The sequence below is a fragment of the Streptomyces sp. NPDC030840 genome (assembly GCF_055572015.1).
The window spans coordinates 1-25,898 of sequence record NZ_JBVIEE010000013.1 but is presented as its reverse complement, the minus strand read 5'-3'; the positions used below and the strand labels follow the sequence as shown (position 1 = coordinate 25,898).

The window sequence follows — 25,898 nt, the reverse complement described above, 5'->3', positions numbered from 1 at the left end:
GGCGAGGGGTGACGCCGGTGCCGGTGCGCGAGGAGCCGACGGCCCGGCCAGTGGCTGCCGGGGGAGTCGCGTCAGGGGCCGGTGGGAAGGGGCGGGGCCGCGTTCTCCCTCTCGGCGCGGAACCAGTCGATGGTGCGGCGCAACCCGTCCACGGGCGCCGTCCGTGGCTCCCATCCGAGCTTGTCGCGGGCCAGGGTGATATCCGGACAGCGCAGCGCGGGATCGTCGGTGGGACGTTCGATGAAGCGGATCTCGGAGCGTGACCCGGTGAGGGTGATGACCAGCCGGGCGAGGTCGAACATGGTGATCTCGCCCGGGTTGCCGATGTTCACGGGGCCGCGCATCCCGTGGGCGGCCGCCGCGAGCACCCCCCGCACGGTGTCGTCGATGTAGCACAGCGAGCGGGTCTGCTGCCCGTCCCCCGTGACCGTGAGGGGCTCACCGGCGAGCGCCTGCCGTACGAAGGTCGGCACGGCACGGCCGTCGTGTCCGCGCATCCGCGGCCCGTAGGTGTTGAACAGGCGCACGATGCCGGTGTCGGTGCCCAAGGCGTCGGCGTGGGCGGTGGTCAGCGCCTCACCGAAGCGTTTGGCCTCGTCGTACACGCTCCGTGGCCCGACGGGGTTCACCCGGCCCCAGTAGCCCTCGTCCTGCGGGTTCTGCTGGGGGTCGCCGTATACCTCCGAGGTCGAGGCGAGGAGGAAGCGCGCTCCCGACGCGTGGGCCAGCTCCAGGGCGTGACGTGTGCCGAGGCTGCCGGTGTCCATCGTGTGCAGGGGCAGCCGCAGGTAGTCGGCGGGAGACGCCGGGGACGCGAAGTGCAGGACCAGGTCGCAGGGCCGGTCGACCGGGATGCCCTCCGCGACGTTGGCCTCCACCAGTGTGAATCCGGGTCGGTCGAGGAGAGCGGCGATGTTGTCGAGGCGGCCGGTACTGAGGTCGTCGACGCAGGTGACCTCCACGCCCGAGTCCAGCAGTGTCGTACACAAATGCGAACCGACGAAACCGGCGCCGCCGGTGACGACGGCGTGCTGCCAGTTCGCGTGCGGTGAGAAGGCTGTGGTCATGGCGATCTCCTCCGTGCGTGACGACGGCGTATCGCCCCCTGCGGGCTGCGGGCGGGCATGGCGGCGGACCGCTTCACGGCGGTTCACGGTTTCAGAGGTCCGGCACGGGGCCCCGCGGAAGGGGCCACCACGACGCTGGGGCGGCCCGCGCGGAGTTTCCCCGGGCGGGAACGGGCGAAAAACACGGGGGCTGGGAAGAGCCCCGGCGTGGTTCCCTCATGTCGACGCCGGGCCGTGGCTGGATGCGCACCGCCGGCGGGGGACGCCCAAAGACGAGTTTCACATGTGCTGGTCCGGCTCGCGACCGGGTCGGGCCCGGTGCGTCCGGCGGCCGCGGGGACCGCGTGGTGGTTCTTGTAGTGTCATGCGCACCGAAGTTCCCATTCGACAACGACTCACACGGGCGAGTGGGGTAACAGTTGAGAAAGCGGACGTCACCGACCGGGCACCCGTGAGCCGGCCTTCGACGCCCGTGGCGGGCCGCGGCCATGACCGGCAGCAGTGAGTGCGCGTACAGCGCGGGACGCCGCCCGTGGGCCGCGGTCGGCACGCCGAGCCACCGTCTTCCAGCTCTCGCTGAGGCGGGGCGGGAACGGCGCGGGAGCGCGGGCGGCCGCAACCGGCCACCGGCAGGAGACCGCGTGCGGACAGCGGGCAGCGGGCAGCTGGGTGCGCGGGCAGCGGGCAGCTGGTGTGCGGGCAGCTGGGTGCGCGGGCAGCGGGCAGCTGGTGTGCGGGCAGCTGGTGTGCGGGCAGCTGGGTGCGCGGGCAGCGGGCAGCTGGTGTGCGGGCAGCTGGGTCCGCGGGCAGCGGGCAGCTGGTGTGCGGGCAGCTGGGTCCGCGGGCAGCGGACAGCTGGGTCCGCGGGCAGCGGGCAGCCGGGTCCGCGGGCAACCGGGCCCGCGGGTACGGGAGAGGACGCGCTCGACCGGCGAGTCAGCGCGTGTCGACGATGCCGCCCGTCACGGCGATCACCTCGCCGACGGTGTAGCTGGAGTCGGCATCGGAGGCGAGGTAGACGTACGTCGGTGCGATCTCCTCCGGCTGGGCCGCGCGGGCCAGCGGCGCCTCGCTGCCGATGTGGGCCAGCCCGTCCGGCGGCATGTTCCGGTCCGCCTCGTTCAGCGGCGTCCAAGTCGGTCCGGGCGCCACCACGTTGGCGCGCACACCCCGCTGTGCCAGATGCGTGGCGACGGACTTCGTCAGAGTGATCACCGCGGCCTTGGACGCCGCGTAGTCGATCATCGTGGTGCTGCCCTTGAGGGCCTCCTCCGTCGCCGTGGCGATGACGGCGTCCCCGGGCCCGAAGTGGGGCAGGGCCGCCATGAGCAGGTGGAAGTACGCGTAGACGTTGGTCTTGAAGGTCCGGTCGAAGTCGTCGGCCGTCAGCTGCTCCAGCTCCAGCTTGCTGTTGAGGTAGGCGGCGTTGCTCACCAGGATGTTCAGGCCGCCCAGTTCGGCCACCGTCCGTTCGACGGCCTCGCGGCAGAACGCCGGGTCCGTGAGGTCGCCCGGCAGCAGCAGGCAGCGCCTGCCGTGGTCCTCCACCTCGCGCCGTACCTGCTCCGCGTCCCCCCGCTCGTCCGGCAGATGGACGATGGCGACGTCGGCGCCCTCCCGCGCGTACAGCAGGGAGACCGCCCGGCCGATACCGGAGTCACCGCCGGTGATCAGCGCGACCTTTCCCTCCAGCTTCCCGCTCGCGCGGTACCGGCCCGCCCGGTAGCGCGGCGCGGTGCGCATGTCGGACTCCAGGCCGGGCCACCGCTGCTTGTCGGAGTCGTAGGGCGGGGCGGGTTCGGAGACGACCTGCGGTGCGGACTGTTCGTGCTCGGACTGCAAGGTTTTCCTCTCGTCGGTGCGGTCGGTTGTCGCCGACGGCGAACCGGCGAGCCATGCGTGCGCGCCCCGCCGCGCCTTCGCGCCGCTGAGGCGGCCGCGGCTCACCCGGCTCGCCGTGGGCCGGCGGGGTCAGCGGCCGAGCGCCTTCTGCAGCTGCTGCTTGTTCATGGAGGAACGGCCCTCGATGTTGCGCTTCTTCGCCTCCTCGTACAGCTGGTCCCTGGTGGGACCCTCGGCGCCCCGGTGGGAGCGCTGGCCGCCGCGCTGGGACGCGGACTTGGGATCGCGGGTGGAGGTCTTGCTCGCGGTGCGGGACTCGCCGGAGCGGGCCCGCTCCTTGTTCACCGTGCGTGCGGCGATCTCCTTCGCCCGGCCGGTGGACTCGCCGCGCTGTTCGGCGCTCTCCTTGATGTGCTCGTACTGCCGCTCGCGCTTTCGGCTCGATCCTGCGGGCATGGCGGAACTCCTCTCTGGACTCCCCTCTCAAGCGCTCCCGCGAGTACCCCGCCCTCCCGGCGCGAACCGCGCCGCCGGCCCCGGCCGGCCTGGTGTCAGGAGAGGCTGCCCTGTTCGCAGACCCGGCGGGCGACCTCACGGAGCTTGACGTTGTGCTGCTGCGAGAAACGCCGGAGCACGTCGAACGCCTCCTCCTCGCTGAGGCGGTGGCTGCCCATGAGGATGCCCATGGCCTCGCCGATGACGTGGCGTGTGGCGACGGCCCGTTCCAGCTGTGCGTGGGTGCGGGCGCTGGAGAAGGCCACCGCGGCGTGGGAGGCCAGCAGCCAGCCGGCCAGCTCGCTGGCCTCGGTGAAGGCGCCGGGACTGCGCGAGTACAGGTTGAGCGCACCGAGGTTCTCGTCCTCGGTGAACAGCAGGAAGCCCATCATGCTGCCCACACCCAGACTGCGGGCCCCCGGGGCGTAGGCGGGCCAGTGCGGCTGTTCCAGGGTGAGGTCCCGGATGCGGAACACACGTTCGCCCTGAGGGGCGCGGGCGGCCTCGAAGCACGGCCCCTCTCCCAGGCGCTCCTGCAACTGGTCGCTGGCGACGACCAGCTCGTCCGTGGGGGCCAGGGACTCCACCGCCCTGTCGTGCAGCATGAGGATTCCGGCCGCGTCGCAGCCCTCCACCAGCTCGGTGGCCGAGGCGGTGATCCTGCTCAGCGTGGCGTCGACCGATTCCTGAGCCAGCAGGTCCCGCGCCAACGACGCCATCTGCTGTGCGAACCCAGCCCAGTCCATTCCTTGCCTCCGCATCTCGCCACTGCCGGAGCAAGCCGTCTACCCAGCTTTCCCCGTGAGCCTCGCGTCGGTTCCCGGGAAGGCACCAGCCTCCCCCGCGGTGGGTGGACCCGCATCCCGGCCGGGCCGCGCCAGGCATCACGCGCCGGGTACTCGGTACTCCCCACGGGAAGCACCGACCGATCACCGACCGAGGAGGCGGACATGAGCGAGGAGAACATGGCGGACGACGCCTACCAGCCCACCGGTGACAACGAGGAGCAGGAGGACGCCGCTCCGCTGGACCTTCAGGACGCGGTGGACGAGCGCACCTACGACGACATGCTCGACGAGGGATACTCCCCGCCGGAGAAGCCCCTGGGCGTCACCAAGACGGGCACCACCGCCGCCGAGCAGCACGAGGGCGAGTCCCTCGACGACAGGTTGCGGCAGGAGGTCCCCGACGTGGAGGCGCCGGCCGGGGACGGCGTGGGCGACCTGCCCGGCGGCGAGGGCGAACCGCGCGACCCGGAGGCCGGCGCGGACCGCTCGGGCCGCCTGGTGGCGCCGGACGAGGGCACGCGCACGGACACCACCAAGGAACTCGTGGCCGAGGACCAGGGCATCGACGGCGGCGCGGCGGGCGCCGAGGAAGCCGCCGTCCACGTGGTGCCGGACGACCAGCTGCCACCGGCGGACGAGCGTGGAGAGTGACACGTCACCGAGAGCGGACGCCGGCGCGCCCGCGACGACGGCCCCGTTACAGCTCACGGCCCGGGCGCCCGGTGACGGCACCCGGTTTCACGGGCAGCGGTTTGATCCACCCCGACGAGGGCAACCGGCCCGGCAGGTGCTTGGGATCACAGGCCCACCGCGGGAGCGGCCGGACATCGGCTGCGCTCTGGTGTGCGTCGTCCAAGGCCCTCCCGCGACTGTCCGACGACCGTGAGACGGGAGGAACACCGACTCCATGACCAGCGGATCGACCGCGCCCAGAAGCCGTCGCGCGCCCGCCGCGCCGCCGCCCCGGCGGCTTCTCGCACACCAGGAACAGGCCTCCGCCCGGCCGGCCCCCGCCCCAGCTCGTGTAAAGGGAGGAGCACCCATGCTCATGGCCCACCCCGCCGTCCTCGCCGACCTGTTCGAGCAGTACAGGACCCTGCGCGCTCTCCACGCCGAGGACGGCGGCGACCGGGCACGCCAGCGCCTGGACGACATCTCCTACACCCTGTGCATCGCCACCGGCACCCGGGACATCGACGCCGCGCTGATAGCCGCCCGCCACCAACTGCCCGGAGCCCACCCCGAGGACGACTCCCTCATCGCGGAGGTCTGACATCCCCGCAGGGCCCGCCGCCAGGAGGCGGCGGGCCCTGCGGCGGTCCCCGGCGCGTGCTACAGCAGATCGCGCGGCACCTTCTCGTTCCAGGTGCGGGAGAAGACCCGGTGCCCGGCCTCGTAGCCGTCGAGGGTCGCGTCGACGAAGAAGTCCGTCTCGTCGCACCTGAGCACCGTGTGCGTCACCACCTCGACGTCCCAGTCGTCCCGCTGGAACCGCATGGTCCAGGTGGACTCCCCGCTGACCGAGGTGAAGTCGTCGGCGACCGCCGTGTAGCGCTCGTGGGCGCGGCGGCCGGCGTCCAGACCGATCTCCTCGAAACGGACCGTGCCGCGGTCCTTCACGATGTCGAGTGCGGAGCGGTAACCGACCAGGTCCCGCCTGACCTCCCAGCTCTCCTCCGGGGGCGTCACCTGGCTCGTGGTGAGCGGCGGGGTGCCCTCGGGTTCGCCGAAGGGGCTCGGCGGTACCTCGTCGGGTTCGTCCAGCGGGCGCACCGGCAGGGTGAGCGTGCTGGAGCGCTCGTGGACGGTGAGCAGCGCGGGCTTCGGCGGCGGCCAGGCCAGGGGCCAGTACGACGTGGACAGGGAGAGCCGGACGCGGTGGCCGGGCGGGAACGACTGCGCCAGTCCGTTCAGCGGGATGGTGGCCCGGTAGCGCCGGCCCGGCTCCAGCGGCTCGGGGGACTCCGTGCTGTCGCGGCGGGTGAGGTTCAGCAGTCCGTACGAGACGCGGGTCGCGGCGCCGTCGGGGCTCACGTCGGACAGGCGCGCCGCCACCATGGCGACCGGTTCGCTGACCGACAGATCGAGTTCCACGCTCGGTGAGCCGAGGATCTCCAGCCGTTCGGTGAGGGGCTCGCTGTCGAAGACGAGGGAACCGCCGTCCTCCTCGCGCTGGTCGTACGGCAGGTCCGGCGGCGCGTTGTAGGAGGCCCACTTGCCCGCGAACTGGCCGACGGACAGCGGTGACTGCACGGTCAGCGCGTCGCCCTCGGGTTCTCCTCCCGCGCCCGTCGCGTCACCGTCGTCCGGAGGTCCGATCCTGTGCCGGGTGAGGGGATGGGTGACCGGCGTGATGTGCGGGGAGGGCCAGTCGGGCTCACCGACCCAGCGTCCCGGCCGCTCCTCGTACGCGGTGGAGGGCGGCACGCTGTCCTGCATCCACGTCCGCAGCATCGGGCCGTCCATGACGCCGTTGTCGGCACCCTTGAGCCAGTGGTCCCACCACCGCACGACCTCCTGGAGGTAGCCGATGGCGGGGCCGGGCTCGCCGAGGTGGGGGAACTTGTGCGACCAGGGGCCGATCAGTCCCTTGCGGGGCACGTCGAGATTGCCGAGCAGCCTCGTCACCGCGTTGGAGTAGCCGTCCGCCCACCCGCTGGAGGCCAGGACCGGGCAGAGCACCGCCTTGTAGTCCTCGCACACCGAGGCGTGCCGCCAGTAGTCGTCGCGGCGCTGGTGGCGCAGCCACTGGAGGACCCAGGGTTCGGTGTTCTCCAGCCGTTCGCGCCACATCTCGCGCCAGCGGTCGCCGACCACGGCCGGGTCCGGCGGGCAGGTGCCGTAGGCGAACATGGTGCCCGCCTCGGCCAGGTTGTCCGACAGCAGGGCGCCGCCCATGTAGTGCATGTCGTCGGCGTGCCGGTCGTCGGTGAAGGAGGCGATGACGATCGCCTTCAGGCTCGGCGGCCGGCGGGCCGCCACCTGCAGAGCGGCGAACGCGCCCCACGAGATGCCCATCATCCCCGTACCGCCGTCGCACCACGGCTGCTCCGCCAGCCAGGCCAGGACCTCCTCGGCGTCGGCCTGCTCCCGCTCCAGGTACTCGTCCCGCAGCACCCCTTCCGAGTCGCCGGTGCCGCGCAGGTCGACGCGGACGCAGGCGTAGCCGTGCCCGGCGATGTACGGGTGGTGGATCGAGTCCCGTACGGCCGTGAGGTCGCGTTTGCGGTACGGGATGTACTCGAGCACCGCGGGCACCGGCTCCTGGTCCGAGGAGGTGGGGCGCCAGATGTGTGCCGAGAGGCGGACCCCGTCGGACATGGGGATCGTGACGTGTTCTTCTTCCTTCGTCGCGTACGGCAGGTTGGTCACATAACGCATGGGACCGAAGTCCTCCTTGAACTCTCACGGGGACCGCGTCACTCCGCCGGGACCTCGTCGAAGGCGAGACCCAGGGCGGCCACGCAGTGGTCGTACTTCTCCCGCAGCTCCTCCTCGTTTGCCCCACCCGTGAAGATGTGGGCCAACTCGTAGCTGTAGCTGTCCTGTTGGGGGAGTTCCGAGAGCCGCCCGCCCTCCTCGGGGACCACCTCGATGCGTACACCGGGGGTCTCCCGCTCGATACGGGCGATGTCCTCGGGCCCGGGGACACGGCGCACCACGCCGTCGGTGAACCAGCGGTAGTACCACTTCGCCGCCATGTCGTACGGCCCCTGGCGGTGCGGCATGCGCGGGTCCTCGCCTAGGGCGAGTCCGATCATGCAGTGGTGGTTGGGCACACCGTCGACGTACTGGAACAGCTCGGCGTGCGACTGGGAGTGCCGGGGGTTGATCTCCAGCAGGCCGATCTCCCGCGTCCGCGGGTCGTAGAAGTACTCGATGCTGAAGGTGGCCGACTCCATGCCGATCTGCCGCATCACGCGCTCGGAGACGTCGTGGAGCTGCGCGATGACCGGTTGCGGCAGCGTCGAGGGGTACTGGTGGCGCAGGAAGCAGGGGGAATCCGGGTAGTTGATGGAGTCCAGGACCCCGTAGACCGTCACCTCACCCTGGTGGACGTAGCCCTCGACGGCGACCTGAACGCCGGACAGCGCCTCCTCCGCCAGGCAGACCCGGCCACCGACGCCGTCCATCTCCGGTGGCAGGTCGACGCATTCGAGGATGTGCTCGAAGGGGCGGCCGATCCGGGCGATGCCCTCGCGGATCTCGCCCACGGCCGTGCGGAACTCCCGCTCGTCGCCGACACCGAAGGCGAGTTCGGAGGAGTACGACAGCGCCGGCTTGACCCACATCGGGAACCCGACGTTCCCGGGCGGCCGCGGCGGGTCGGCCTCCAGGTCGACCTTGTCGAAGCGCGGGTGCCGGTCGGTGACCTTCTGCTGCTCCAGCCGACTCCAGTACTTGTGCTCGCACTTGACCACGGACTCGAGGCTGGTGCTGCGGGTGCCGTAGCGTTCGCTCAGAATCGGCACGAGTGTGCTGACGGGGAAGTCCCAGTAGCCGACGATCGCGTCGATGCTGCCGTCGAAGGCGTCCAGCACGCCCTGGGCCTTGTCGATCAGCGCGGGCAGGTCCGCCTCGCCGACCTGAAGTTCCTCGACCGTCAGCAGCTGGTGAAAGCGCAGCGAACGGGCTCCCGGGACCTGCCGGAGTGTCGGCAGATTGGCCTCGTCGAGCCCGATCACGAAGACGTTCCTCGTCTTCTCTCCAGGCACGGCTCTCCTTCCGGTCTCCGGCCGGCGGCCCGGCCTCCCAAGATCGTCGGAGTACCCCTGCACGCGACGGTCAATCAGATCAGGACGGCGGCGGAGGACTGCGGCCCCGGAGGAGCCCGCGGGCCACGGCGGACGGTTCCGGTCAGTAATTTCATCCGATATGTCCTTGATGTTGGTCTATGTGGTGTTTAGCGTTCCCAGGGAGAGAAGCACCGCGAGGTGCGAGTCCTGTCCGTGCCACCGTCCCGGAAGCGAGGTGTGGAGCGCGTGCACGCCAGATGCGGCTGCCGGCCGGTCCCGGGTACGAAGGCGCGCCCCAGGGGGACGCGATGGCTGCGCGCGTTCGCCGTACTGCCGCTGCTGGCCTCGGTGCTCGCCGCCTGCGGCAGTGACGAGGGCGGCGGCCGGCCCACCCTGAACTGGTACAACTTCCCCGACGACTCCGGCGCGCTGCAGAAGGCGGCCGACCGGTGCAGCCAGGCCTCCGGCGGCCGCTACCGGATCAGCTACAACAAGCTCCCGCGAGCCGCCGACGGCCAGCGCCAGCAGATGGTCCGCCGGCTCGCCGCCGAGGACGACTCGCTCGACATCCTGGGCCTCGACGTCACCTGGGCGGCGGAGTTCGCCGAGGCCCGCTGGATCCGGGAGTGGACGGGGACGGCGAAGCAGCGGGCCGTCGAGGGCACCCTGCGCGTACCGCTGCAGACCGCGACCTGGAAGAACAAGCTGTACGCCGTCCCGTACAACACCAACACCCAGCTCCTGTGGTACCGCGAGGACCTCGTGCCCACCCCGCCCAGGACGTGGGCCGAGATGATCGGCATGGCCCGCGACCTCGCCCGGCAGGGCAAGCCGCACTACGTGGAGATCCAGGGGGCCCAGTACGAGGGCCTGACCGTCTGGTTCAACACGCTGGTCAACAGCGCGGGCGGCTCCATCCTCAACGCGAACGCGACCGGGCCCTCCCTCGGCCCTCCCGCCGTACGGGCCGCCCGGATCATGCGTGACCTGGCGGACTCCCCGGCCGCGGACCCCTCCCTGTCCAACCAGATGGAGGACCAGAACCGGCTCGCGATGGAGTCGGGGGTGGCCGCGTTCGAGCTCAACTACCCGTTCGTCTATCCGTCGATGCAGGCCAACAACCCGGAGCTGTTCAGGGTCTTCCGCTGGGCCCCGTACCCCCGGGTCGACGCGGACCGCCCGTCGCGGCCCACCATCGGCGGCATCGACCTCGCCGTGAGCGCCTACTCGCGCCACCCCGACCTGGCCTTCGAGGCCGCCCTGTGCCTGCGCAACCGGGAGAACCAGCTCACCGCCGCGGTCGAGGGCGGACTGCCGCCCACCCTGCGCGACCTGTACGACGACCCGGCGCTCGTCAAGGCGTACCCGTTCGCCAAGGAGGTGCTGGCCGCGCTGGAGTCGGCGAGCGTGCGCCCGCTCACTCCGGCGTACCAGAACATCTCGATCACGATCTCGCACACGCTGTCCCCGCCGTCCGGGATCGAGCCGGAGAGCGCGGTCGACACCATCAGGGAACAGATCGACGAGGCTCTGCGATCCGAGGGCGTGATCCCGTGAACCACCACCTCCCGCACCACCCCGCCGGCACACACCGCGGCGGTCCGAGATGAGCATGCAGGCGGAACCGGCCGGAGTCCCGACGCCCCCGGAGGCGGAGCAGACGCGGAAGGGACGTGCGGCGGTCTCGGCAGGCGCGCGCCAGGAGCGGCGGCTCGGCTGGCTGCTGTGCGCACCGGCCGTGATCGTCATGCTCGCCGTGACCGCCTACCCCATCGGGTACGCCGTCTACCTCTCCCTCCAGCGGTACGACCTGCGCTTCCCGGGCCAGGCGGAGTGGGTGGGCCTGAGCAACTACGGGGCCGTGCTGACCTCCCCGTACTGGTGGGACGCCTTCTGGGTCACCCTGTTCATCACCGCCGTGTCGGTCGCCATCGAGCTGGTCCTCGGCATGGCGATCGCCCTGGTGATGCACCGGGCGATCTTCGGACGCGGCACGGTGCGCACCATGGTCCTCATCCCCTACGGCATCGTCACCGTCGTCGCCGCCTTCTCCTGGCAGTACGCCTGGACGCCCGAACTCGGCTACCTGGCCGAGCTGCTGCCCAGCGGAGAGGCCCCGCTGACCAAGCAGTGGCCCGCCCTGTGGATCATCATCCTCGCCGAGGTGTGGAAGACCACGCCGTTCATGGCCCTGCTGCTGCTCGCGGGCCTCGCCCTGGTCCCCGAGGAGACCCTCAAGGCGGCCATGGTCGACGGCGCCACCGCCTGGCAGCGCTTCACCAAGGTCATGATCCCGCTGATGAAGCCGGCCATCCTGGTGGCCCTGCTCTTCCGCACGCTGGACGCGTTCCGGATCTTCGACAACATCTACATCCTGACCGCGGGCGCCCAGGACACCGGCTCCGTCTCGATCCTCGGCTACGACAACCTGTTCACCGCGCTGAACCTCGGCATCGGCTCGGCGGTCTCGGTCCTGATCTTCATCTGTGTCGGGATCATCGCCTTCGCCTTCGTCAAACTGTTCGGCGCGGCCGCACCCGGCGCGGAGGTGAAGCGCTGATGGCCGCCGTAGGCAAGACGCACACCGCCCGCTGGACCGTCATCAACGTGGTGGTGATCCTGTACGCCCTGTTCCCGGTGTGGTGGATCGCCGCGCTGTCGTTCAAGGACCCCAGCACCATCACCGACGGCAACTACATCCCCAGGAAGTGGACCTGGGAGAACTACCGAGGCATCTTCGACACCTCCGAGTTCACCAGGGCCCTGCTCAACTCGATCGGCATCGCCCTGATCGCCACGGCCATCGCCGTGGTGCTGGGCACCATGGCCGCCTACGCGGTGGCCCGGCTCCGCTTCCCCGGCAAACAGCTGCTCATCGGCATGTCGCTGCTGATCGCCATGTTCCCGCCGATCTCCCTGGTGTCACCGCTGTTCAACATCGAGCGGATCATCGGGATCTTCGACACCTGGATCGGGCTGATCATCCCGTACATGACCTTCTCGCTGCCGCTGGCGATCTACACCCTGTCGGCTTTCTTCCGGGAGATCCCCTGGGACCTGGAGAAGGCCGCCAAGGTCGACGGCGCCACACCCGCGCAGGCGTTCCGGATGGTCATCGTCCCGCTGGCCGCGCCGGGCGTGTTCACCACGGCCATCCTCGTGTTCATCTTCTGCTGGAACGACTTCCTGTTCGCGATCTCACTGACCTCCACCGAGGCCGCGCGCACCGTGCCCGCCGCGATCGCGTTCTTCACCGGCAGCTCCCAGTTCCAGCAGCCCACCGGATCGATCGCCGCGGCCGCCGTGGTGATCACCATTCCGATCATCGTGTTCGTTCTGCTCTTCCAGCGACGCATCGTCGCCGGACTGACCTCCGGGGCGGTCAAGGGATGACCGGGCCCGGACGGCACACGAGGCAAGGAGGCACCACCCATGGCCGAGATCATCCTTGAGGGAGTCACCAAGCGTTTTCCCGACGGGGCCCTCGCCGTGAAGGACGTGGACCTCGACATCGCCGACGGCGAGTTCGTGATCCTGGTCGGTCCGTCCGGGTGCGGCAAGTCCACCACCCTGAACATGATCGCCGGACTGGAGGACATCACCGAGGGGACCCTGCGCATCGGCGACCGGGTCGTCAACGACCTCGCTCCCAAGGAGCGCGACGTCGCCATGGTGTTCCAGAGCTACGCCCTGTACCCGCACATGAACGTCCGGGAGAACATGGGCTTTCCGCTGCGGCTGGCGAAGGTCGACAAGACCACCGTCAACGCCAAGGTGGAGGAGGCCGCCCGGGTACTCGACCTGACGGAGCACCTGGACCGCAAGCCCTCGCAGCTCTCGGGCGGCCAGCGCCAGCGCGTGGCCATGGGGCGGGCGATCGTCCGTGACCCCAAGGCGTTCCTGATGGACGAACCGCTGTCCAACCTGGACGCCAAACTCCGGGTGCAGATGCGCACCCAGATCTCCCGGTTGCAGCGGCGCCTGGGCACGACCACCGTGTACGTCACCCACGACCAGACCGAGGCGATGACGCTGGGCGACCGTGTCGTGGTCATGCGGCAGGGCCTGGTCCAGCAGATCGGCACACCCGCCGAGCTGTACGACCACCCGCGCAACATCTTCGTCGCGGGCTTCATCGGCTCCCCGGCGATGAACTTCCTGGACGCCACCGTGCAGGACGGGACCCTGCGCTCGTCCCTGGGCGACCTGAGCCTCGACGACCGGACGAGGCAGGCGCTCCAGCGGCAGAACGCGCCCCGTGAGGTCATCGTCGGACTGCGACCGGAGGCGTTCGAGGACGTGGCCCTGGCGCACGACCGGCGCCGGAAGGGTCCGGTCTTCACCGTCACCGTCGAGGTCCTGGAGTCACTGGGCTCCGATGTGTACGTCTACTTCACGGCGGAGGGCGGGCCCGCGACCACCACCGAACTGGAGGAGCTCCGCGCGGATTCGGGCCAGCGTGACACCGGCGCCGACGCCCACCACATCGTGGCCCGCCTGGACGCCGCCACGCGTGCCCGCGAGGGCGAACCCGTGGAACTGCGGGTCGACATGGCCAAGGCCCACGTCTTCGACCCGGCGACGGGAGCGAACCTCACGCATCCGGAGAACGGGGACTGAGGAGGCGCCACCGCGACGGTACAAGAGCGACGGGGGACGAGGGCATCGCGGTCTCCCTTGACCGGGGGAAGGACACCCGTGAATGTAGGCGTTTAGCTGGCCGCGATCAAGAAAGTGCACAACATTGCCTCGTGAAGGACCGCCCGTGTGCGGGGCCCCGCGCCGTGCCGGGAACGGTCCGCCGTAGTGTGGCGGCCATGGAACGCGCAGCCCCGGGCCACCTCGCGGTCCGGGCGCGTACCGGTACCCCCAACGCCCAGGACAGAGAGGGCAAGCACCCATGACCACCGTGCGCGGACTCTCCGTGGACCTCCCCACCCCCGACGGCACGGCCGACGCCTACCTGGCCTCCCCGGACGGCAACTCCCCGCACCCGGCGGTGCTGTTCTACATGGACGCCTTCGGACTGCGGCCCCACCTGAAGAAGATGGCCGACCGCCTCGCCGAGGCCGGCTACACCGTGCTGGTCCCCAACGTCTTCTACCGTCACGGCCGGGCCCCCGTGTTCGACCTGCCCGACTTCATCAACCCGCAGGAGCGCCCCAGCCTCTGGGAGCAGATCGCCCCCGTGATGCAGTCCCTCACCCCCGAGTTGGCGACGCGCGACGCCGGCGCCTACCTCGACTGGCTGGCCGGCCGCCCCGAGGCCGCCGACGGGCCGGTCGGCATCACTGGGTACTGCATGGGCGCCGGCCTCGCCCTGCGCACCGCCGCGGCCCACCCCGAGCGCGTGGCCGCCGCGGCCGGCTTCCACGGCGGAGGCCTGGCGACCGACGCACCCGACAGCCCGCACCTGCTGGCCGGCCGCGTCACCGCCGAGCTCTACTTCGGCCACGCCGACCAGGACCACTCCCTGCCGCCCGAGCAGATCGAACGCCTCGACAAGGCACTCACCGAGGCGGGTGTCCGCCACCGCACCGAGGTGTACACCGGCGCGCCGCACGGCTACACACAGGCCGACACCGCCATGTACGACGCCGAGGCGGCCGAACGCCACTGGGAGGCACTGCTGTCGCTCCTGGGCCGCTGCCTGTGACCGCGCTCCGTCGCACGCCCTGACCCCGACCGCCCGCCGTGGCGAGAACCGCGGCAGGCGATCGTCGGGCGGTCGGCGGCAATGGCGGGCGGCGGGCGAGTGGCGGATGGCCGGCGGCAATGGCGGTCGGCGGGCGATCGGCGGATGGCCGGCAGGGGTGGATCTGCCGCCAGGCGACGGCTCAGTACACGTCCCGCACGTACCGCTTGTCCGCCGCGAGCTGCTTGACGTACGCGGCGGCCTCGTCCCCGCTCATCCCGCCGTGCGCGACCGCGATGTCGCGCAGCGCCTGGTCCACGTCCTTGGCCATGCGGGAGGCGTCGCCGCAGACGTAGAAGCGGGCGCCGTCCTGGAGCCAGTGCCACAGTTCGGGGCCGTGCTCGCGCATCCGGTCCTGCACGTAGACCTTGGCGCGCTGGTCGCGGGAGAACGCGGTGTCGAGCCGGGAGAGGACACCGTCCTCCACGAAACCCGCCAGCTCGTCCTCGTAGTAGAAGTCGGTCGCCCGGTGCTGTTCGCCGAAGAACAGCCAGTTCGGAGCCCGGTGGCCGAGCGCGCGCCGCTCCTGGAGGAAGCCGATGAAGGGCGCCACCCCGGTGCCCGGACCGACCATGATCATGGGGGTGGAGCCGTCCGCCGGAGGCCGGAAGTGCGGGGAGCGCTGCACGAAGACCGGGACCTCCATGTCCGGCTCGCCGTCCGCGAGGAAGGGCGAGCAGACCCCGGCGCGCGGACGCCCGCGCAGGTTCTCGTACCGCACGACCGACACCGTCAGCGAGATCCGGTGCGGGTCGACGAGCGGGCTCGACGAGATGGAGTACTGGCGGGGCTGGAGCCGCTTGAAGACGTCGGCCCACTCCTGCGCGGAAGCCCGTACGGCGTGCTCCGTGACCACGTCCACGGCCTGCCGTCCCCAGGACCACTGGGCGAACCCGTCCTTGTTGTCGGGACGCAGCAGTTTCTTCAACTCGCGGTTGTCGCGGGCGCGTTCGGAGACGAACCGGAGCAGGTCGGAGGTGATCCGGGTGATGTCGAGGTGCCGGTGCAGGGCCTCGGCGAACGCGACCTCGCCGACTCCGTTCACCTGCACGGCCGCCCCGCCGTCCAGGCCGGTCACCGCCAGCCATTCCGCCACCAGATCGGGCGAGTTGACCGGCCGCACACCGAGCGCGTCACCCGCCTCGTACGTCAGTGGCGTACCGCTCGTGTCGAAGGTGAACCGGCGCACCTCCTTGCCCGCGCCGGGCAGGCTGAGCAGCCGGTTGCCGACCAGACGGGCGGTGGTGGGCGCGGGCTTGGCGGACCGCACGGGCGGGGGAGTCGGCGGCGCCTCGGTCGTCGTACCGCCCAGAGCGGTGAGCACCTGGTCGAGCCAGGCGTCCGCCGAGGGCTCGTAGTCGGGTTCGCAGTCCGTACGCGGTGCCAGGCGCACCCCGCCCAGTTCGTCCAGCCGCGCGTCCAGCCGCCGGCCGTGGCCGCAGAAGTCGTCGTACGAGGAGTCCCCGAAGGCCAGCACCGCGTAGCGTACCCCGTCGAGGCGCGGCGCCTCCTGGCCGGAGAGGGCGTCCCAGAAGCCGGAGCCGTTGTCGGGCGCGTCCCCGTCGCCGAAGGTGCTGGTGATCAGCAACAGGTCGGCGGAGCGCGGGAGTTGCTCCGGGCCGGCCTCGTCCATGCCGACGAGCCGGGCCCGGTGGCCGGTGGCGGCCAGCCGCTCGGCGGCGGCCACGGCGAACTCCTCGGCGTTGCCGGTCTGCGAGGCCCACAGCACGACGACCTCCCGCCCGGCGGGCTCCACGACGGGAACGGCCGGGGGCGCGGCCGCCGACCTGGAGTACATCCCGGCGAGAACACCGTTGACCCACAGCGCGTGCTCGGGGCTGAAGGGCGCGTCCGGCGGCAGTACGGGAACCCCCGGGACGCCCGAGCCGAGCCCGGCGAGGAAGCCGGTGAGGTACTGGCGCTCCTGAGCGGAGAGCACGGGCGGAGGGACGGGTTCGAGCCCGAGAGCGGCCAACTCGGCCGCTCCCGGGCTTGTGGGCGAGCCGGTCACTTCGGCCCGTCCGGCGTTCGAGGACGAGCCCGCGAGGGCGACACGGGGGTCTGGGGGCGAAGCCCCCAGAGAGGATGGGACGGGTAGGGGCGGCGGGGGCGAGGAAACCCTCGCGAGCCCCACCGCACACACCTTCAACTCCGGCTGGAACGACAGCGGATCAACCGCGTCACTCGTCACCGCGTTGATGCTCAGATACTCCCCGAACAGGTCGTTCCAGTGGAACGGCGCGAACACACACCCCGGCCGCACCCGATCCGTCACCACGGCGGGCAGCACCGCCCGCCCCCGCCGCGAGGCGACCTCGACGAAGTCGCCGTCCCCGACACCCAGCCCGTCCGCGTCCCGCGGATGGACCTCCACGAACGGCCCGGGATTCAGCTTGTTCAGCTTCGCGACCCGCCCCGTCTTCGTCAGCGTGTGCCACTGGTGCTGCAACCGCCCGGTGTTGAGTACGAACGGAAAGTCGTCGTCCGGCATCTCGGCGGGCTCCATGTGCGGCCGCGCGTGGAACACGGCCCGCCCGCTCGCCGTGGGGAACACGGGTGCGCCGCTCTCCACGTACCGGATGGGGTTGCGGTCCGGCCCGTCCTCCGTGGGCGCCGGCCACTGCACGGACGTCGAGCGCAGCCGCTCGTACGTCACCCCGCGCAGGTCCCACCCGGTCTTCGGGTTCCAGGCCTGCTTGATCTCCTCGAAGACCTGCTCGGCGCTGTCGTACGAGAACCCCTTCTCGTACCCCATCTCCCGGGCGACGGCCGCGATCAGCCGCCAGTCGGCCATGGCCTCGCCGGGCGGGTCGGCGGCCGGCTGGGCGAGCGTGAGGTTGCGCTCGCTGTTGATGAGGACGCCCTCGGACTCCGTCCACATCGCGCCCGGCAGGACGACGTCGGCGTACGCGTTCGTCTCGGTGTCGGCGAATACGTCCTGGGTGACGACGAACTCGGCGGCCTCCAGGCCCTCGATCACGGTCTTCCGGTTGGCCACCGAGGCGACGGGGTTGGTGCAGATGATCCAGCAGGCCTTGATCTCGCCGTCCGCCATCTTCTGGAACATCTCGACGGTGCCCTGCCCGACCCCGTCCTTCCGCAGGGTCTCCGGCTCCAGCCCCCACAGCTCCTCGACGAACGCCCGCTCCTCGTCGACGAGCACGGACCGCTGACCGGGCAGCCCCGGCCCCATGTACCCCATCTCGCGCCCGCCCATGGCGTTGGGCTGCCCGGTGAGGGAGAACGGTCCGCTGCCGGGCCGGCAGATGGCACCGGTCGCGAGGTGCAGGTTGACCAGGGCGTTGGTGTTCCAGGTGCCGTGCGTCGACTGGTTGAGGCCCATGGTCCAGCAACTGGTCCACTCGCCCGCCTCACCGATGAGCCGCGCGGCCTCCCGTATGTCCTCCTCCGCGAGCCCCGTGATCCCGGCGACGGCGTCGGGCGCGTAGTCGGCGAGGAACCCGGGCATCGCCTCCCAGCCCTCGGTGTGCGCGGCGATGAAGCCGGGGTCGGTGTGCCCGTTCTCGTGCAGCAGGTGCAGCAGGCCGTTGAGGAGGGCGAGGTCGGTGCCGGGACGGATCGGCAGGTACAGGTCGGCCTTCTCCGCGGTCGCGGTGCGCCGCGGGTCGACCACGATCAGCTTGGCGCCCGCCTTGACCCGTTCCATCATCCGCAGGAAGAGGATCGGGTGGCAGTCGGCCATGTTGGAGCCGATGACCAGGAACAGATCGGCCTTGTCGAGGTCCTGGTAGGAGCCGGGCGGCCCGTCGGCGCCGAGCGACAGCTTGTAGCCCGTTCCCGCACTCGCCATGCACAGCCGGGAATTCGACTCGATCCGGTTCGTCCGCAGGAAACCCTTGGCGAGCTTGTTCGCCAGGTACTGGGCCTCCAGGCTCATCTGCCCGGAGACGTAGAAGGCGACCGCGTCGGGCCCGTGCTCGTCGATGATCGCGCGCAGCCGCCGAGCGGTTTCGGCCACGGCGTCGTGCACGGGCGCGGGGACCGGCTCGTCACCGCGGTCGTCCCGGACCAGCGCGGTGGTCAGCCGTCCCGGCGCGGCCAGCATGTCGGCCGTGGTCGCGCCCTTCGTGCACAGCCGGCCGGAGTTCGCGGGGTGGGACTTGTCCCCGGACGCCTTCAGGACCGTACGCCGTCCGTCCGGGCCCATGCCGATGTCCAGGACCATTCCGCACCCGACACCGCAGTACGAACACACGGTCCGCACCTGCTGGGTCGTGCTCTGCGGGCCCTGCGCGGCCACGGGCGGCCCCTTCCTGGTCGGCGGCTGGGCGGTCCGATCGGTCGGATCGGTGCACGGATCGGTGTGCCCGATCGGAGTCGGTGATCGGTGTCGGTGATCGGTGTCGGTGACCGGTGTCCGGTAGGGGATACGGATCCCGGCCGCCGATCGTTGTCCGGTTTGTTGTCCGGATCGTTGTCCGGATCGTTGTGCGGCGTGGTCGAGCGTACGAATTGCCCGTTACGCCGATGTCACATGACCTGATCATGAGGGGTTACATGGGCCACACAGTGACCGAGTGGCGACTGTGAGGGGCTGGAGAGTGACGTATTCCGGCCGTTGTGCGCTTGGGGACGTAGCGGTCCGTGTCGCTGTTGAGCCGAACGGGTGACCATGCGTAAGAATTGGCTGGTGCAGACTTTGAGTGCGAGCCAGGGGGAGTGCCGGTGAACAGCCACGACGTCACCGACGAACAGTGGGAAGGGCTCGCCCAGGTCGTGCCGTTGCGTGGCCGGGACGCATGGCCGTCCCAGGTCGACCACCGCTCGATACCCGAGGCCGAGACGGAGGCACGGCGCCGCTTCGTGGTGCTCCGCGTCAACGTCTTCGCCGACGCCCGCGACGTGGCCGAGACCCTGATGGCGGGCGTCCCGGTCCTCCTGGACCTCTCCGGCGCCGAGACCGAGGTCGCCAAGCGCGTCCTCGACTTCAGCACGGGAGTCGTGTTCGGCCTGGCAAGCGGAATGCACCGCGTCGACCGGAACGTGTTCCTTCTCACCCCACCGGGCACCGAGGTACGGGGCCTCATGGAGGGCGCGGGCATCCCCGGCGTCTAAAGCGACAACGGCGCCTTCCGGGGCGGGGGAGTAGCGCGTCTTCCAGCCTTCACAGGCTGGGGAGCGGCGCGTCTTTTAGGAGCGCGGGGAACTGCGGAGGTTTCTTGGGGCGCGGGCAACTGCGCGGGTTCTTGGGGCGCGGGGAGTGGCGGGTCTTTGGGGGCGCGGGGAGCGGCGCGGTTTTTAGGGGCGCGGGGAACTGCGCGACCAGCCACACACCACCCCGCACCAACCCACCAACACACCACCCCCCCCACGGGGGGCACGGGGGCGCAGCCCCCGGGGATGGGACGGGTAGGGGCGGCGGGGGCGGAAAACCCCCCGTACGCGCTCCCTCGATCGTAGGAACGGCACGAGACCGAAACGGTTCCCCCACCCCCCGCTGACTACGGTCCGTACATGACCATGCCGCCCCCGCCACCGACTGGTCTGACGTCACCCAGGCCCACCACGGCCCCCACCACGGCCCCCACCATGCCGCCACCGCCCACCCGCCCCGGCGTGACCGAACTCCGCCTCTCCGCCTTCGCCGGCCACCGACGCGCCGTGTTCCCCCTGGGCCCGGTGACCCTGTTCGCCGGACCCAGCGGCAGCGGCAAGTCCACGGCCCTCAGGGCGTACGAGGCGCTGGCCCGGCTGGGTGGCGGGGCGGAGCTGGGCGAGGTGTTCCCGGACCCGGTCGCGTGCGTGCCCGAGCGGGCCCGGCCCGACGCCCGCCGACGGCGCGGCTTCCGCATCGGCTGCACGGCCGACGGCCCCGAGGGACCCGTACGGCTCGACCTCGCCGTGCAGGCCGAGCCCGAGCTGCGCATCGTGGGCGAGCGCCTGACCTCCGGTGAGCAGATCCTGCTGGAGACGGCCCTGCGCGACCCGAGCCGCCCCGTCGTCCAGGCGGCCTGGCACACGGCGGGCTCCGCGCCGGTCACCCGCGGCCCGCTCCCCGACGACCGCCTCGGCACCGCTCTGCTGCCCCTCCGGGTCGCCGGCAGGACCGACGGCCAGCGCCGGGTGCTCGCCGCCGCCGAGCAGACGGTGGTCGCCCTGCGGTCGGTGTTCGCCTGCGACCCGCGGCCCGAACCCATGCGGGCGGCGGTGCGGCCCGGAGCGGGCCGGCTGCTGCGCGGCTGCGGCAACCTGGCGGAGGTGCTGTGGCGTACGCGCACGGAGTGCGGGCGGCGCCACGTTCAGCTCGTCGCGGCGGCCCACGCCGGGTGCGCGGGCCCGGTCGCGGACGTGCTGGCGGAGCCGCTGAGCGACGGGACGGTACGGGCGCTGCTGGACCGGGGCGACGGGGTACGGACACCGCTCGGGCTGCTGGGCGACGGGGAACTGAGGTATCTGGCGCTGGCCCTGGTACTGATGACCGGACCCGGTGTCCTGGAGGCCGACCCGGTGGGCGAGGTGCCCGCGGCGCTCCAGGCGCTGACCGTCCTCGCCGACGGCTTCGACCGTTCCCTCGACGCACGACAGGCGGGAGAGCTGGCCAGGCTCGCGGTACGCATGGGCGCGCGCGGTCACATCCGGCTGGTGGGCGCGGTGACCGACGCGTCGTGGGCCACGGGGGTGGCGGGGGTGACCGTGGTGGACATGGACGCGTGACAGACGCTTCGGCTGAGCAGTGGAAACCCAGGAACCCGGGCCCCCGGGGCCCGCGCGGGGTGATCCGGGAGCGGCGCCGGCCCGGGTGGTACACCTGGTTCCCGTGAACGAACTGGATGTGGCAGGCCTGCAGCGGCGGCTCGCCGACTTCGCGGCCGCTCGCGACTGGCAGCAGTACCACACGCCCAAGAACCTCGTCGCCGCGCTGAGCGTCGAGGCGTCCGAACTCGTCGAGATCTTCCAGTGGCTGACGCCCGAGGAGTCGGCGCGCGTGATGGACGACGCCGGCACCGCTCACCGTGTCACCGACGAAGTCGCCGACGTCCTGGCGTACTTGCTCCAGCTCTGCGAGGTGCTCGGCATCGACGCGCTGGCCGCGTTGGACGCGAAGATCGACCGCAACGAGCGGAGGTTCCCGGTGCCGGGGGAGCCGCGGACGGGAGAGCCACGGGAGCAGCAGACCGGTGAGTCGCCCTGAGAGGCCTTCGGCAGCTCTCAGGGCTCCCTGCGGGAGGAACCGATTCCAAGCGGAACCCCTCCATCCGTTTGTCACTCTCCGGAGTTATCGAGTTGTTCACAGCCAAAGCGTTGTCCACAGATTTCGGGCTTCCTCTGGCTTTTCGTCCCACATGCCTTCACTGTGGGTAGTGGACAGCGGAGTTCGGGCGGACGTGCGAAGAGCGCGTCAAGACAGACGGGGGCGGTTCGCATGGACGCGATGCGACTCATCCTGGCGAGCAGGCGTGCCCTGGCGGGGAGCGGGGAGGAACGGGAGATCATGACGGAGGCGTGGCAGGCGCAGGCCCTGGCACAGGCGATCGGCAGCCGCCTGGCGGTGTCGGGCCCGCCGGAACTGAGGGGTGAGGCCCTGGGGCTGACCGAGCTCGCCGGCAGAGGCTGCGGTGTCCTCGACGCCCCGCAGCTGGCCGTGGGCGCCTTACGCGCCTCTCGGCTCACCGAGCTGGGAGACGCCCGCCAGACCCTCCTCAGCCTCGGCGGCCTCCTCGGTGAGGTCGGCATAGCGCTCGTCGGCCTCGCCTCCGCGGCGGATGACGAGACGACGTACTGGCAGTGCATGGAGGCCATCGACGCGGCCGAGGAGTCCCGCGACCGGGTTCGGGAGATGCTGCGCCGCCTCGCGGTCCGGGAGCAGGCGGTCCCGGAGCGCGAGGCGGGGTGAGCCTAAGGCGGGGTGAGCGTGGGTGTGGGAGCCGGTTGCGGCCTCGTGATGGTCCCGCCGCCGTGCGATGGCCTCACGGCGAACGCCCGGCCGTCGTGGACCGGGCGCTGCGGGTGGCGGAGGGAAGAGGAGGAAGGTCAGGCGGAGTCGGGGCCGTCCGCGGGGGCGGGGCGCGAGCCGGAGAGGTCCGCGTCCAGCTGGCACAGGTCGGCGTTGAGGGCCGCCATCAGCTCCTCCATCTGCTGGAGCAGCCCTTTGGGCTGCGCGGACACGGCCTGTTCCGGCACGGCTTCCTGGGACATCAAGGCCTCCTCGGCCCTCGGCCCCCGGCGCGGGGGCACGTGAGTGCAGGCGTCCCGGCAGCGGCCGCCGGCGACGGGCGCCGGGCGGTCCGGCTCCGCCCACGCCAACGATCATCGCTGGGGCGGGTCACCGCGAGATCCCGCCGGCGGCGCCGGGTTGACGGAAATTCACTCGACAGAGGCGGCGGGGGACGCGGGGAACCAGTGCGGTTGACCTCTGTTCGACCGTGCAGGATGGAGAGTATGGATCTCCGTATCTTCACCGAGCCCCAGCAGGGGGCGACCTACGACACCCTTCTCAGCGTCGCCAAGGCCACCGAGGACCTTGGCTTCGATGCCTTCTTCCGTTCCGACCACTATCTCCGCATGGGGTCCGTGGACGGCCTGCCCGGGCCCACCGACGCGTGGATCACCCTGGCCGGGCTCGCCCGCGAGACCAAGCGCATCCGCCTCGGCACCCTGATGACCGCGGGAACCTTCCGCCTGCCCGGCGTCCTCGCCATCCAGGTCGCACAGGTCGACCAGATGTCGGGAGGACGCGTCGAACTCGGCCTGGGCGCGGGCTGGTTCGAGGAGGAGCACAAGGCGTACGGGATTCCGTTCCCGAAGGAGAAGTTCGCCCGTCTCGAGGAGCAGCTCGCCATCGTCACCGGGCTGTGGGCGACGGAGGCCGGCAAGACCTTCAGCTACGAGGGCACCTACTACCAGTTGACCGACTCGCCCGCGCTGCCCAAGCCCGCGCAGACCAAGGTGCCGGTGCTCATCGGCGGACACGGCGCGAGCCGCACGCCCCGTCTCGCCGGGCAGTACGCCGACGAGTTCAACATGCCGTTCGCCTCGGTCGAGGACAGCGAGAGGCAGTTCACGCGCGTGCGCGCGGCGGCCGAGGAGGCCGGACGCAGGGGCGACGACCTGACGTACTCGAACGCCCTGGTCGTCTGCGTCGGCAAGGACGACGCCGAGGTCGCCCGCCGCGCCGCCGCGATCGGCCGCAAGGTCGACGAACTCAAGGCCAACGGGCTCGCCGGCTCCCCGGCCGAGGTCGTCGACAAGATCGGCCAGTACCAGGCCGTCGGCTCCCGGCGGATCTACCTCCAGGTCCTCGACCTCGACGACCTGGACCACCTGGAGTTGATCTCCTCGCAGGTCCAGTCCCAGTTGTCGTAGCCACGTCGGGGTAGCCACGTCGTCGTAGCCACGTGCCGGAGCCACGGCAAGCCCGGAGCGCCCCGCGCCCTCAAAGGGCCGCAGGTCCCGCAGGGGGCGCGGGCACCCTGCGGGACCTGCCTGCCGGCGGCAAGCCGCGGGAGCCGTACGCGCAGGGCGGGAACGATCGGCCGGGAGGGGGGTACGCGGTGGGGAGGACCCGGACACATCGATCCGCGGGGTCGGCCGACCTTGGGAAGAAGGGATCCCGATGCTCTCCGAGATGGTTCTGGTGCCCACCGACAGCGCGACCCTCCCGGGCGACCTCATCCTGCCGGAGCGGGCGCGGGCGGTGGTGCTGTTCGCGCACGGCAGCGGCAGCTCCCGGCACAGCCCGCGCAACCGGATGGTGGCCGCCGAGCTGCGGGCCGCGGGCCTGGGCACGCTGTTGATGGATCTGCTGAACGAGCGGGAGGAGCGCGACGACGCCGCCACCGGCGAGCACCGCTTCGACATCCCGTTCCTGGGCCGCCGCCTGGTGGCCGCGGTCGACTGGCTCGACACGCAGCTCGACACCCGCGGGCTCCCGATCGTCCTCTTCGGCGCCAGCACCGGCGCGGCCGCGGCCCTGGTCGCCGCCGCAGAGCGCCCGGACCGCGTGCTGACCGTGGTGTCGCGGGGCGGGCGGCCCGACCTGGCCGAGGATGCCCTGGAGGCCGTAAGGGTGCCGGTGCTGCTGATCGTCGGCGGCGACGACGAGGTGGTGCTGCGGCTCAACGAGGAGGCGGCGCGGCGGCTCGGCGGCCCGCACTCCCTACACATCGTGCCGGGGGCCACCCACCTCTTCGAGGAGCCCGGTGCGCTGGAGGAGGTCGCCGTCGCGGCCCGGCAGTGGTGTGTCGGGCGGCTGAAGTCCTCGCAGGGCCGCGAGCACTAGTAGGACTCCGTTAGGTCTGTCTGCTGGCTGTGTTCAGGGGCATGCGGAGTGTGTGGACGCACATGAAGTGAACCGGGTCCGGGCGACGTTGGCGTTATTCGTGGCGGATGTGTTCGCCTCGATACCGCGCAAGGACCAGCGGGCCAAGAGCGACTGCTACCTGCGGGGACTGATGATGGACGGCCGCCGCAAGTCGATCCAGGCCATGGCCTCGCGGCTGCCGGACGGCAATGAGCAGAACCTGCAGCAGTTCGTGAACCAGTCCACGTGGGATCCGGTGCCGGTGCGCCGACGGATCGCCGAGCGGATGGTGCCGCGGATCGGCCCGGACGCCTGGGCGGTCGATGACGTGTCGTTCCCCAAGGACGGACGGATGTCGGTCGGCGTCGCCCACCAGTACTGCGGCGCTTTGGGCAAGCAGGCCAACTGCCAGGTCGCCGTCAGCGTGCATGCGGTCTCCGACACGGCCTCCTGCCCGCTGAACTGGCGGCTGTTCCTGCCCAAGGAGTGGGCGGATGACGCCGTCCGGCGCCGGCGCACCGGCATCCCGGCAGCCGTCGGGCACCGACAGAAGTGGCGCCTGGCCCTGGACGCCCTGGACGAACTGGCCACCTGGCAGCTGGTGCCGCCGGTCGTAGTGGCGGATGCCGGCTACGGCCAGAACGCCGACCTCCGCGCCGGCCTGGCCGAGCGGGAGATCCCGTATGTGGTCGGCATCCGCGGCGATCTGACCGTCCAGCCCCATGACGCCCACCCCGCCGCCACGGCCTGCTCCGGCACCGGACGCCCGCCGGTGCCCCGCTACCGGCAGCCATCGGTGCCGGTAGCGGACCTGGCCGCGGCCGCGGGACGGGAAGCCTTCCGCGAAGTGACCTGGCGGGAAGGCTCCCGGGGCCTGATGACATCCCGCTTCCTCACCGTGCGGGTCCGGCCGGCTGGAGTGCGTCCGCGTCGGCTGGCCCAGCAGGCCGCGGTGGCCGAGCACGGCCGGTGGGACGGCGTCCTGCCCGACGTGTGGCTGCTGGCCGAATGGCC

At 71.4% G+C, this 25,898-nt stretch carries 22 protein-coding genes; 14 read left to right on the top strand and 8 right to left on the bottom strand.

Features of this window, described 5'->3' with window-relative positions; genetic code table 11:
* Nucleotides 1–71: 71 nt before the first annotated feature.
* The 4 genes from ACZ49J_RS26295 to ACZ49J_RS26280 all read right to left on the bottom strand — a co-directional run bounded on the left by ACZ49J_RS26295 (nucleotide 72) and on the right by ACZ49J_RS26280 (nucleotide 4,150).
* A complete protein-coding gene (locus tag ACZ49J_RS26295; RefSeq protein WP_467451863.1) occupies nucleotides 72–1,067 on the bottom strand; it encodes an NAD-dependent epimerase/dehydratase family protein in 996 nt (331 codons plus the stop codon).
* Between the two features lie 936 nt (nucleotides 1,068–2,003).
* Complete coding sequence (locus tag ACZ49J_RS26290) at nucleotides 2,004–3,014, bottom strand: SDR family oxidoreductase (RefSeq protein WP_467451862.1); 1,011 nt, start codon at nucleotides 3,012–3,014, stop codon at nucleotides 2,004–2,006.
* A 24-nt stretch (nucleotides 3,015–3,038) separates the two neighbouring features.
* A complete protein-coding gene (locus ACZ49J_RS26285; protein ID WP_467451861.1) occupies nucleotides 3,039–3,365 on the bottom strand; it encodes a plasmid stabilization protein in 327 nt (108 codons plus the stop codon).
* Nucleotides 3,366–3,460: 95 nt separating this feature from the next.
* Nucleotides 3,461–4,150: a GAF and ANTAR domain-containing protein gene (locus ACZ49J_RS26280; protein WP_467451860.1), complete on the bottom strand. Its 690-nt coding sequence runs from the start codon at nucleotides 4,148–4,150 to the stop codon at nucleotides 3,461–3,463.
* Nucleotides 4,151–4,354: 204 nt separating this feature from the next.
* Here ACZ49J_RS26280 and ACZ49J_RS26275 point away from each other — a divergent pair, with 204 nt between their 5' ends.
* Both ACZ49J_RS26275 and ACZ49J_RS26270 read left to right on the top strand, forming a co-directional pair.
* Entirely contained in the window at nucleotides 4,355–4,843 is a 489-nt protein-coding gene (locus tag ACZ49J_RS26275; RefSeq protein WP_467451859.1) for a DUF5709 domain-containing protein, read from the top strand.
* Between the two features lie 391 nt (nucleotides 4,844–5,234).
* Nucleotides 5,235–5,465 (top strand): DUF5133 domain-containing protein, encoded by a 231-nt coding sequence (locus ACZ49J_RS26270; RefSeq protein WP_467451858.1) that lies wholly within the window; start codon nucleotides 5,235–5,237, stop codon nucleotides 5,463–5,465.
* A 59-nt stretch (nucleotides 5,466–5,524) separates the two neighbouring features.
* Here the strand turns inward: ACZ49J_RS26270 and ACZ49J_RS26265 are convergent, their stop codons facing one another.
* Together ACZ49J_RS26265 and ACZ49J_RS26260 are read right to left on the bottom strand one after the other, a co-directional pair.
* Entirely contained in the window at nucleotides 5,525–7,573 is a 2,049-nt protein-coding gene (locus ACZ49J_RS26265) for a CocE/NonD family hydrolase (RefSeq protein WP_467451857.1), read from the bottom strand.
* Between the two features lie 38 nt (nucleotides 7,574–7,611).
* Nucleotides 7,612–8,907, bottom strand: coding sequence for an ATP-grasp domain-containing protein (locus tag ACZ49J_RS26260; RefSeq protein ID WP_467451856.1), 1,296 nt, complete (start codon nucleotides 8,905–8,907; stop codon nucleotides 7,612–7,614).
* Nucleotides 8,908–9,240: 333 nt separating this feature from the next.
* Here ACZ49J_RS26260 and ACZ49J_RS26255 point away from each other — a divergent pair, with 333 nt between their 5' ends.
* The 5 genes from ACZ49J_RS26255 to ACZ49J_RS26235 all read left to right on the top strand — a co-directional run bounded on the left by ACZ49J_RS26255 (nucleotide 9,241) and on the right by ACZ49J_RS26235 (nucleotide 14,584).
* Entirely contained in the window at nucleotides 9,241–10,485 is a 1,245-nt protein-coding gene (locus tag ACZ49J_RS26255) for an ABC transporter substrate-binding protein (protein ID WP_467452022.1), read from the top strand.
* A gap of 49 nt (nucleotides 10,486–10,534) precedes the next feature.
* The gene (locus ACZ49J_RS26250) at nucleotides 10,535–11,488 is read left to right on the top strand and encodes a carbohydrate ABC transporter permease (protein ID WP_467451855.1); all 954 of its coding nucleotides are present in this window, start codon (nucleotides 10,535–10,537) and stop codon (nucleotides 11,486–11,488) included.
* On the top strand, nucleotides 11,488–12,321 hold the full coding sequence (locus ACZ49J_RS26245) for a carbohydrate ABC transporter permease (protein ID WP_467451854.1): 834 nt from the start codon (nucleotides 11,488–11,490) through the stop codon (nucleotides 12,319–12,321). Before ACZ49J_RS26250 ends, ACZ49J_RS26245 begins: the two co-directional genes overlap by 1 nt.
* A 39-nt stretch (nucleotides 12,322–12,360) precedes the next feature.
* Nucleotides 12,361–13,548 (top strand): ABC transporter ATP-binding protein, encoded by a 1,188-nt coding sequence (locus ACZ49J_RS26240; protein WP_467451853.1) that lies wholly within the window; start codon nucleotides 12,361–12,363, stop codon nucleotides 13,546–13,548.
* A gap of 280 nt (nucleotides 13,549–13,828) precedes the next feature.
* A complete protein-coding gene (locus ACZ49J_RS26235; protein WP_467451852.1) occupies nucleotides 13,829–14,584 on the top strand; it encodes a dienelactone hydrolase family protein in 756 nt (251 codons plus the stop codon).
* A 181-nt stretch (nucleotides 14,585–14,765) separates the two neighbouring features.
* Here ACZ49J_RS26235 and ACZ49J_RS26230 read toward each other — a convergent pair whose 3' ends face one another.
* Nucleotides 14,766–18,884 carry a molybdopterin-dependent oxidoreductase gene (locus ACZ49J_RS26230; RefSeq protein WP_467451851.1) on the bottom strand — a complete coding sequence of 1,373 codons (4,119 nt, stop codon included), beginning with the start codon at nucleotides 18,882–18,884 and terminating at the stop codon, nucleotides 14,766–14,768.
* A gap of 419 nt (nucleotides 18,885–19,303) precedes the next feature.
* Here ACZ49J_RS26230 and ACZ49J_RS26225 point away from each other — a divergent pair, with 419 nt between their 5' ends.
* The 4 genes from ACZ49J_RS26225 to ACZ49J_RS26210 all read left to right on the top strand — a co-directional run bounded on the left by ACZ49J_RS26225 (nucleotide 19,304) and on the right by ACZ49J_RS26210 (nucleotide 22,478).
* Nucleotides 19,304–19,699 carry a cell division protein SepF gene (locus ACZ49J_RS26225; protein ID WP_467451850.1) on the top strand — a complete coding sequence of 132 codons (396 nt, stop codon included), beginning with the start codon at nucleotides 19,304–19,306 and terminating at the stop codon, nucleotides 19,697–19,699.
* 399 nt (nucleotides 19,700–20,098) lie between these two features.
* Nucleotides 20,099–21,298 (top strand): AAA family ATPase, encoded by a 1,200-nt coding sequence (locus ACZ49J_RS26220; protein WP_467451849.1) that lies wholly within the window; start codon nucleotides 20,099–20,101, stop codon nucleotides 21,296–21,298.
* A 103-nt stretch (nucleotides 21,299–21,401) separates the two neighbouring features.
* Nucleotides 21,402–21,776 carry a nucleotide pyrophosphohydrolase gene (locus ACZ49J_RS26215; protein ID WP_467451848.1) on the top strand — a complete coding sequence of 125 codons (375 nt, stop codon included), beginning with the start codon at nucleotides 21,402–21,404 and terminating at the stop codon, nucleotides 21,774–21,776.
* A 231-nt stretch (nucleotides 21,777–22,007) separates the two neighbouring features.
* The gene (locus tag ACZ49J_RS26210) at nucleotides 22,008–22,478 is read left to right on the top strand and encodes a DUF6099 family protein (protein ID WP_467451847.1); all 471 of its coding nucleotides are present in this window, start codon (nucleotides 22,008–22,010) and stop codon (nucleotides 22,476–22,478) included.
* Nucleotides 22,479–22,615: 137 nt separating this feature from the next.
* On the opposite strand, the gene ACZ49J_RS26205 is transcribed toward ACZ49J_RS26210, so the two are convergent.
* Nucleotides 22,616–22,780 (bottom strand): hypothetical protein, encoded by a 165-nt coding sequence (locus ACZ49J_RS26205; RefSeq protein ID WP_467451846.1) that lies wholly within the window; start codon nucleotides 22,778–22,780, stop codon nucleotides 22,616–22,618.
* Between the two features lie 243 nt (nucleotides 22,781–23,023).
* Between ACZ49J_RS26205 and ACZ49J_RS26200 the strand changes: the two genes are divergently transcribed.
* The 3 genes from ACZ49J_RS26200 to ACZ49J_RS26190 form a co-directional block, all read left to right on the top strand.
* On the top strand, nucleotides 23,024–23,947 hold the full coding sequence (locus ACZ49J_RS26200) for an LLM class F420-dependent oxidoreductase (RefSeq protein WP_467451845.1): 924 nt from the start codon (nucleotides 23,024–23,026) through the stop codon (nucleotides 23,945–23,947).
* A gap of 250 nt (nucleotides 23,948–24,197) precedes the next feature.
* Complete coding sequence (locus ACZ49J_RS26195; RefSeq protein ID WP_467451844.1) at nucleotides 24,198–24,863, top strand: dienelactone hydrolase family protein; 666 nt, start codon at nucleotides 24,198–24,200, stop codon at nucleotides 24,861–24,863.
* Between the two features lie 52 nt (nucleotides 24,864–24,915).
* A partial coding sequence (locus tag ACZ49J_RS26190; RefSeq protein WP_468350400.1) for an IS701 family transposase occupies nucleotides 24,916–25,898 on the top strand: 983 nt, incomplete at its 3' end.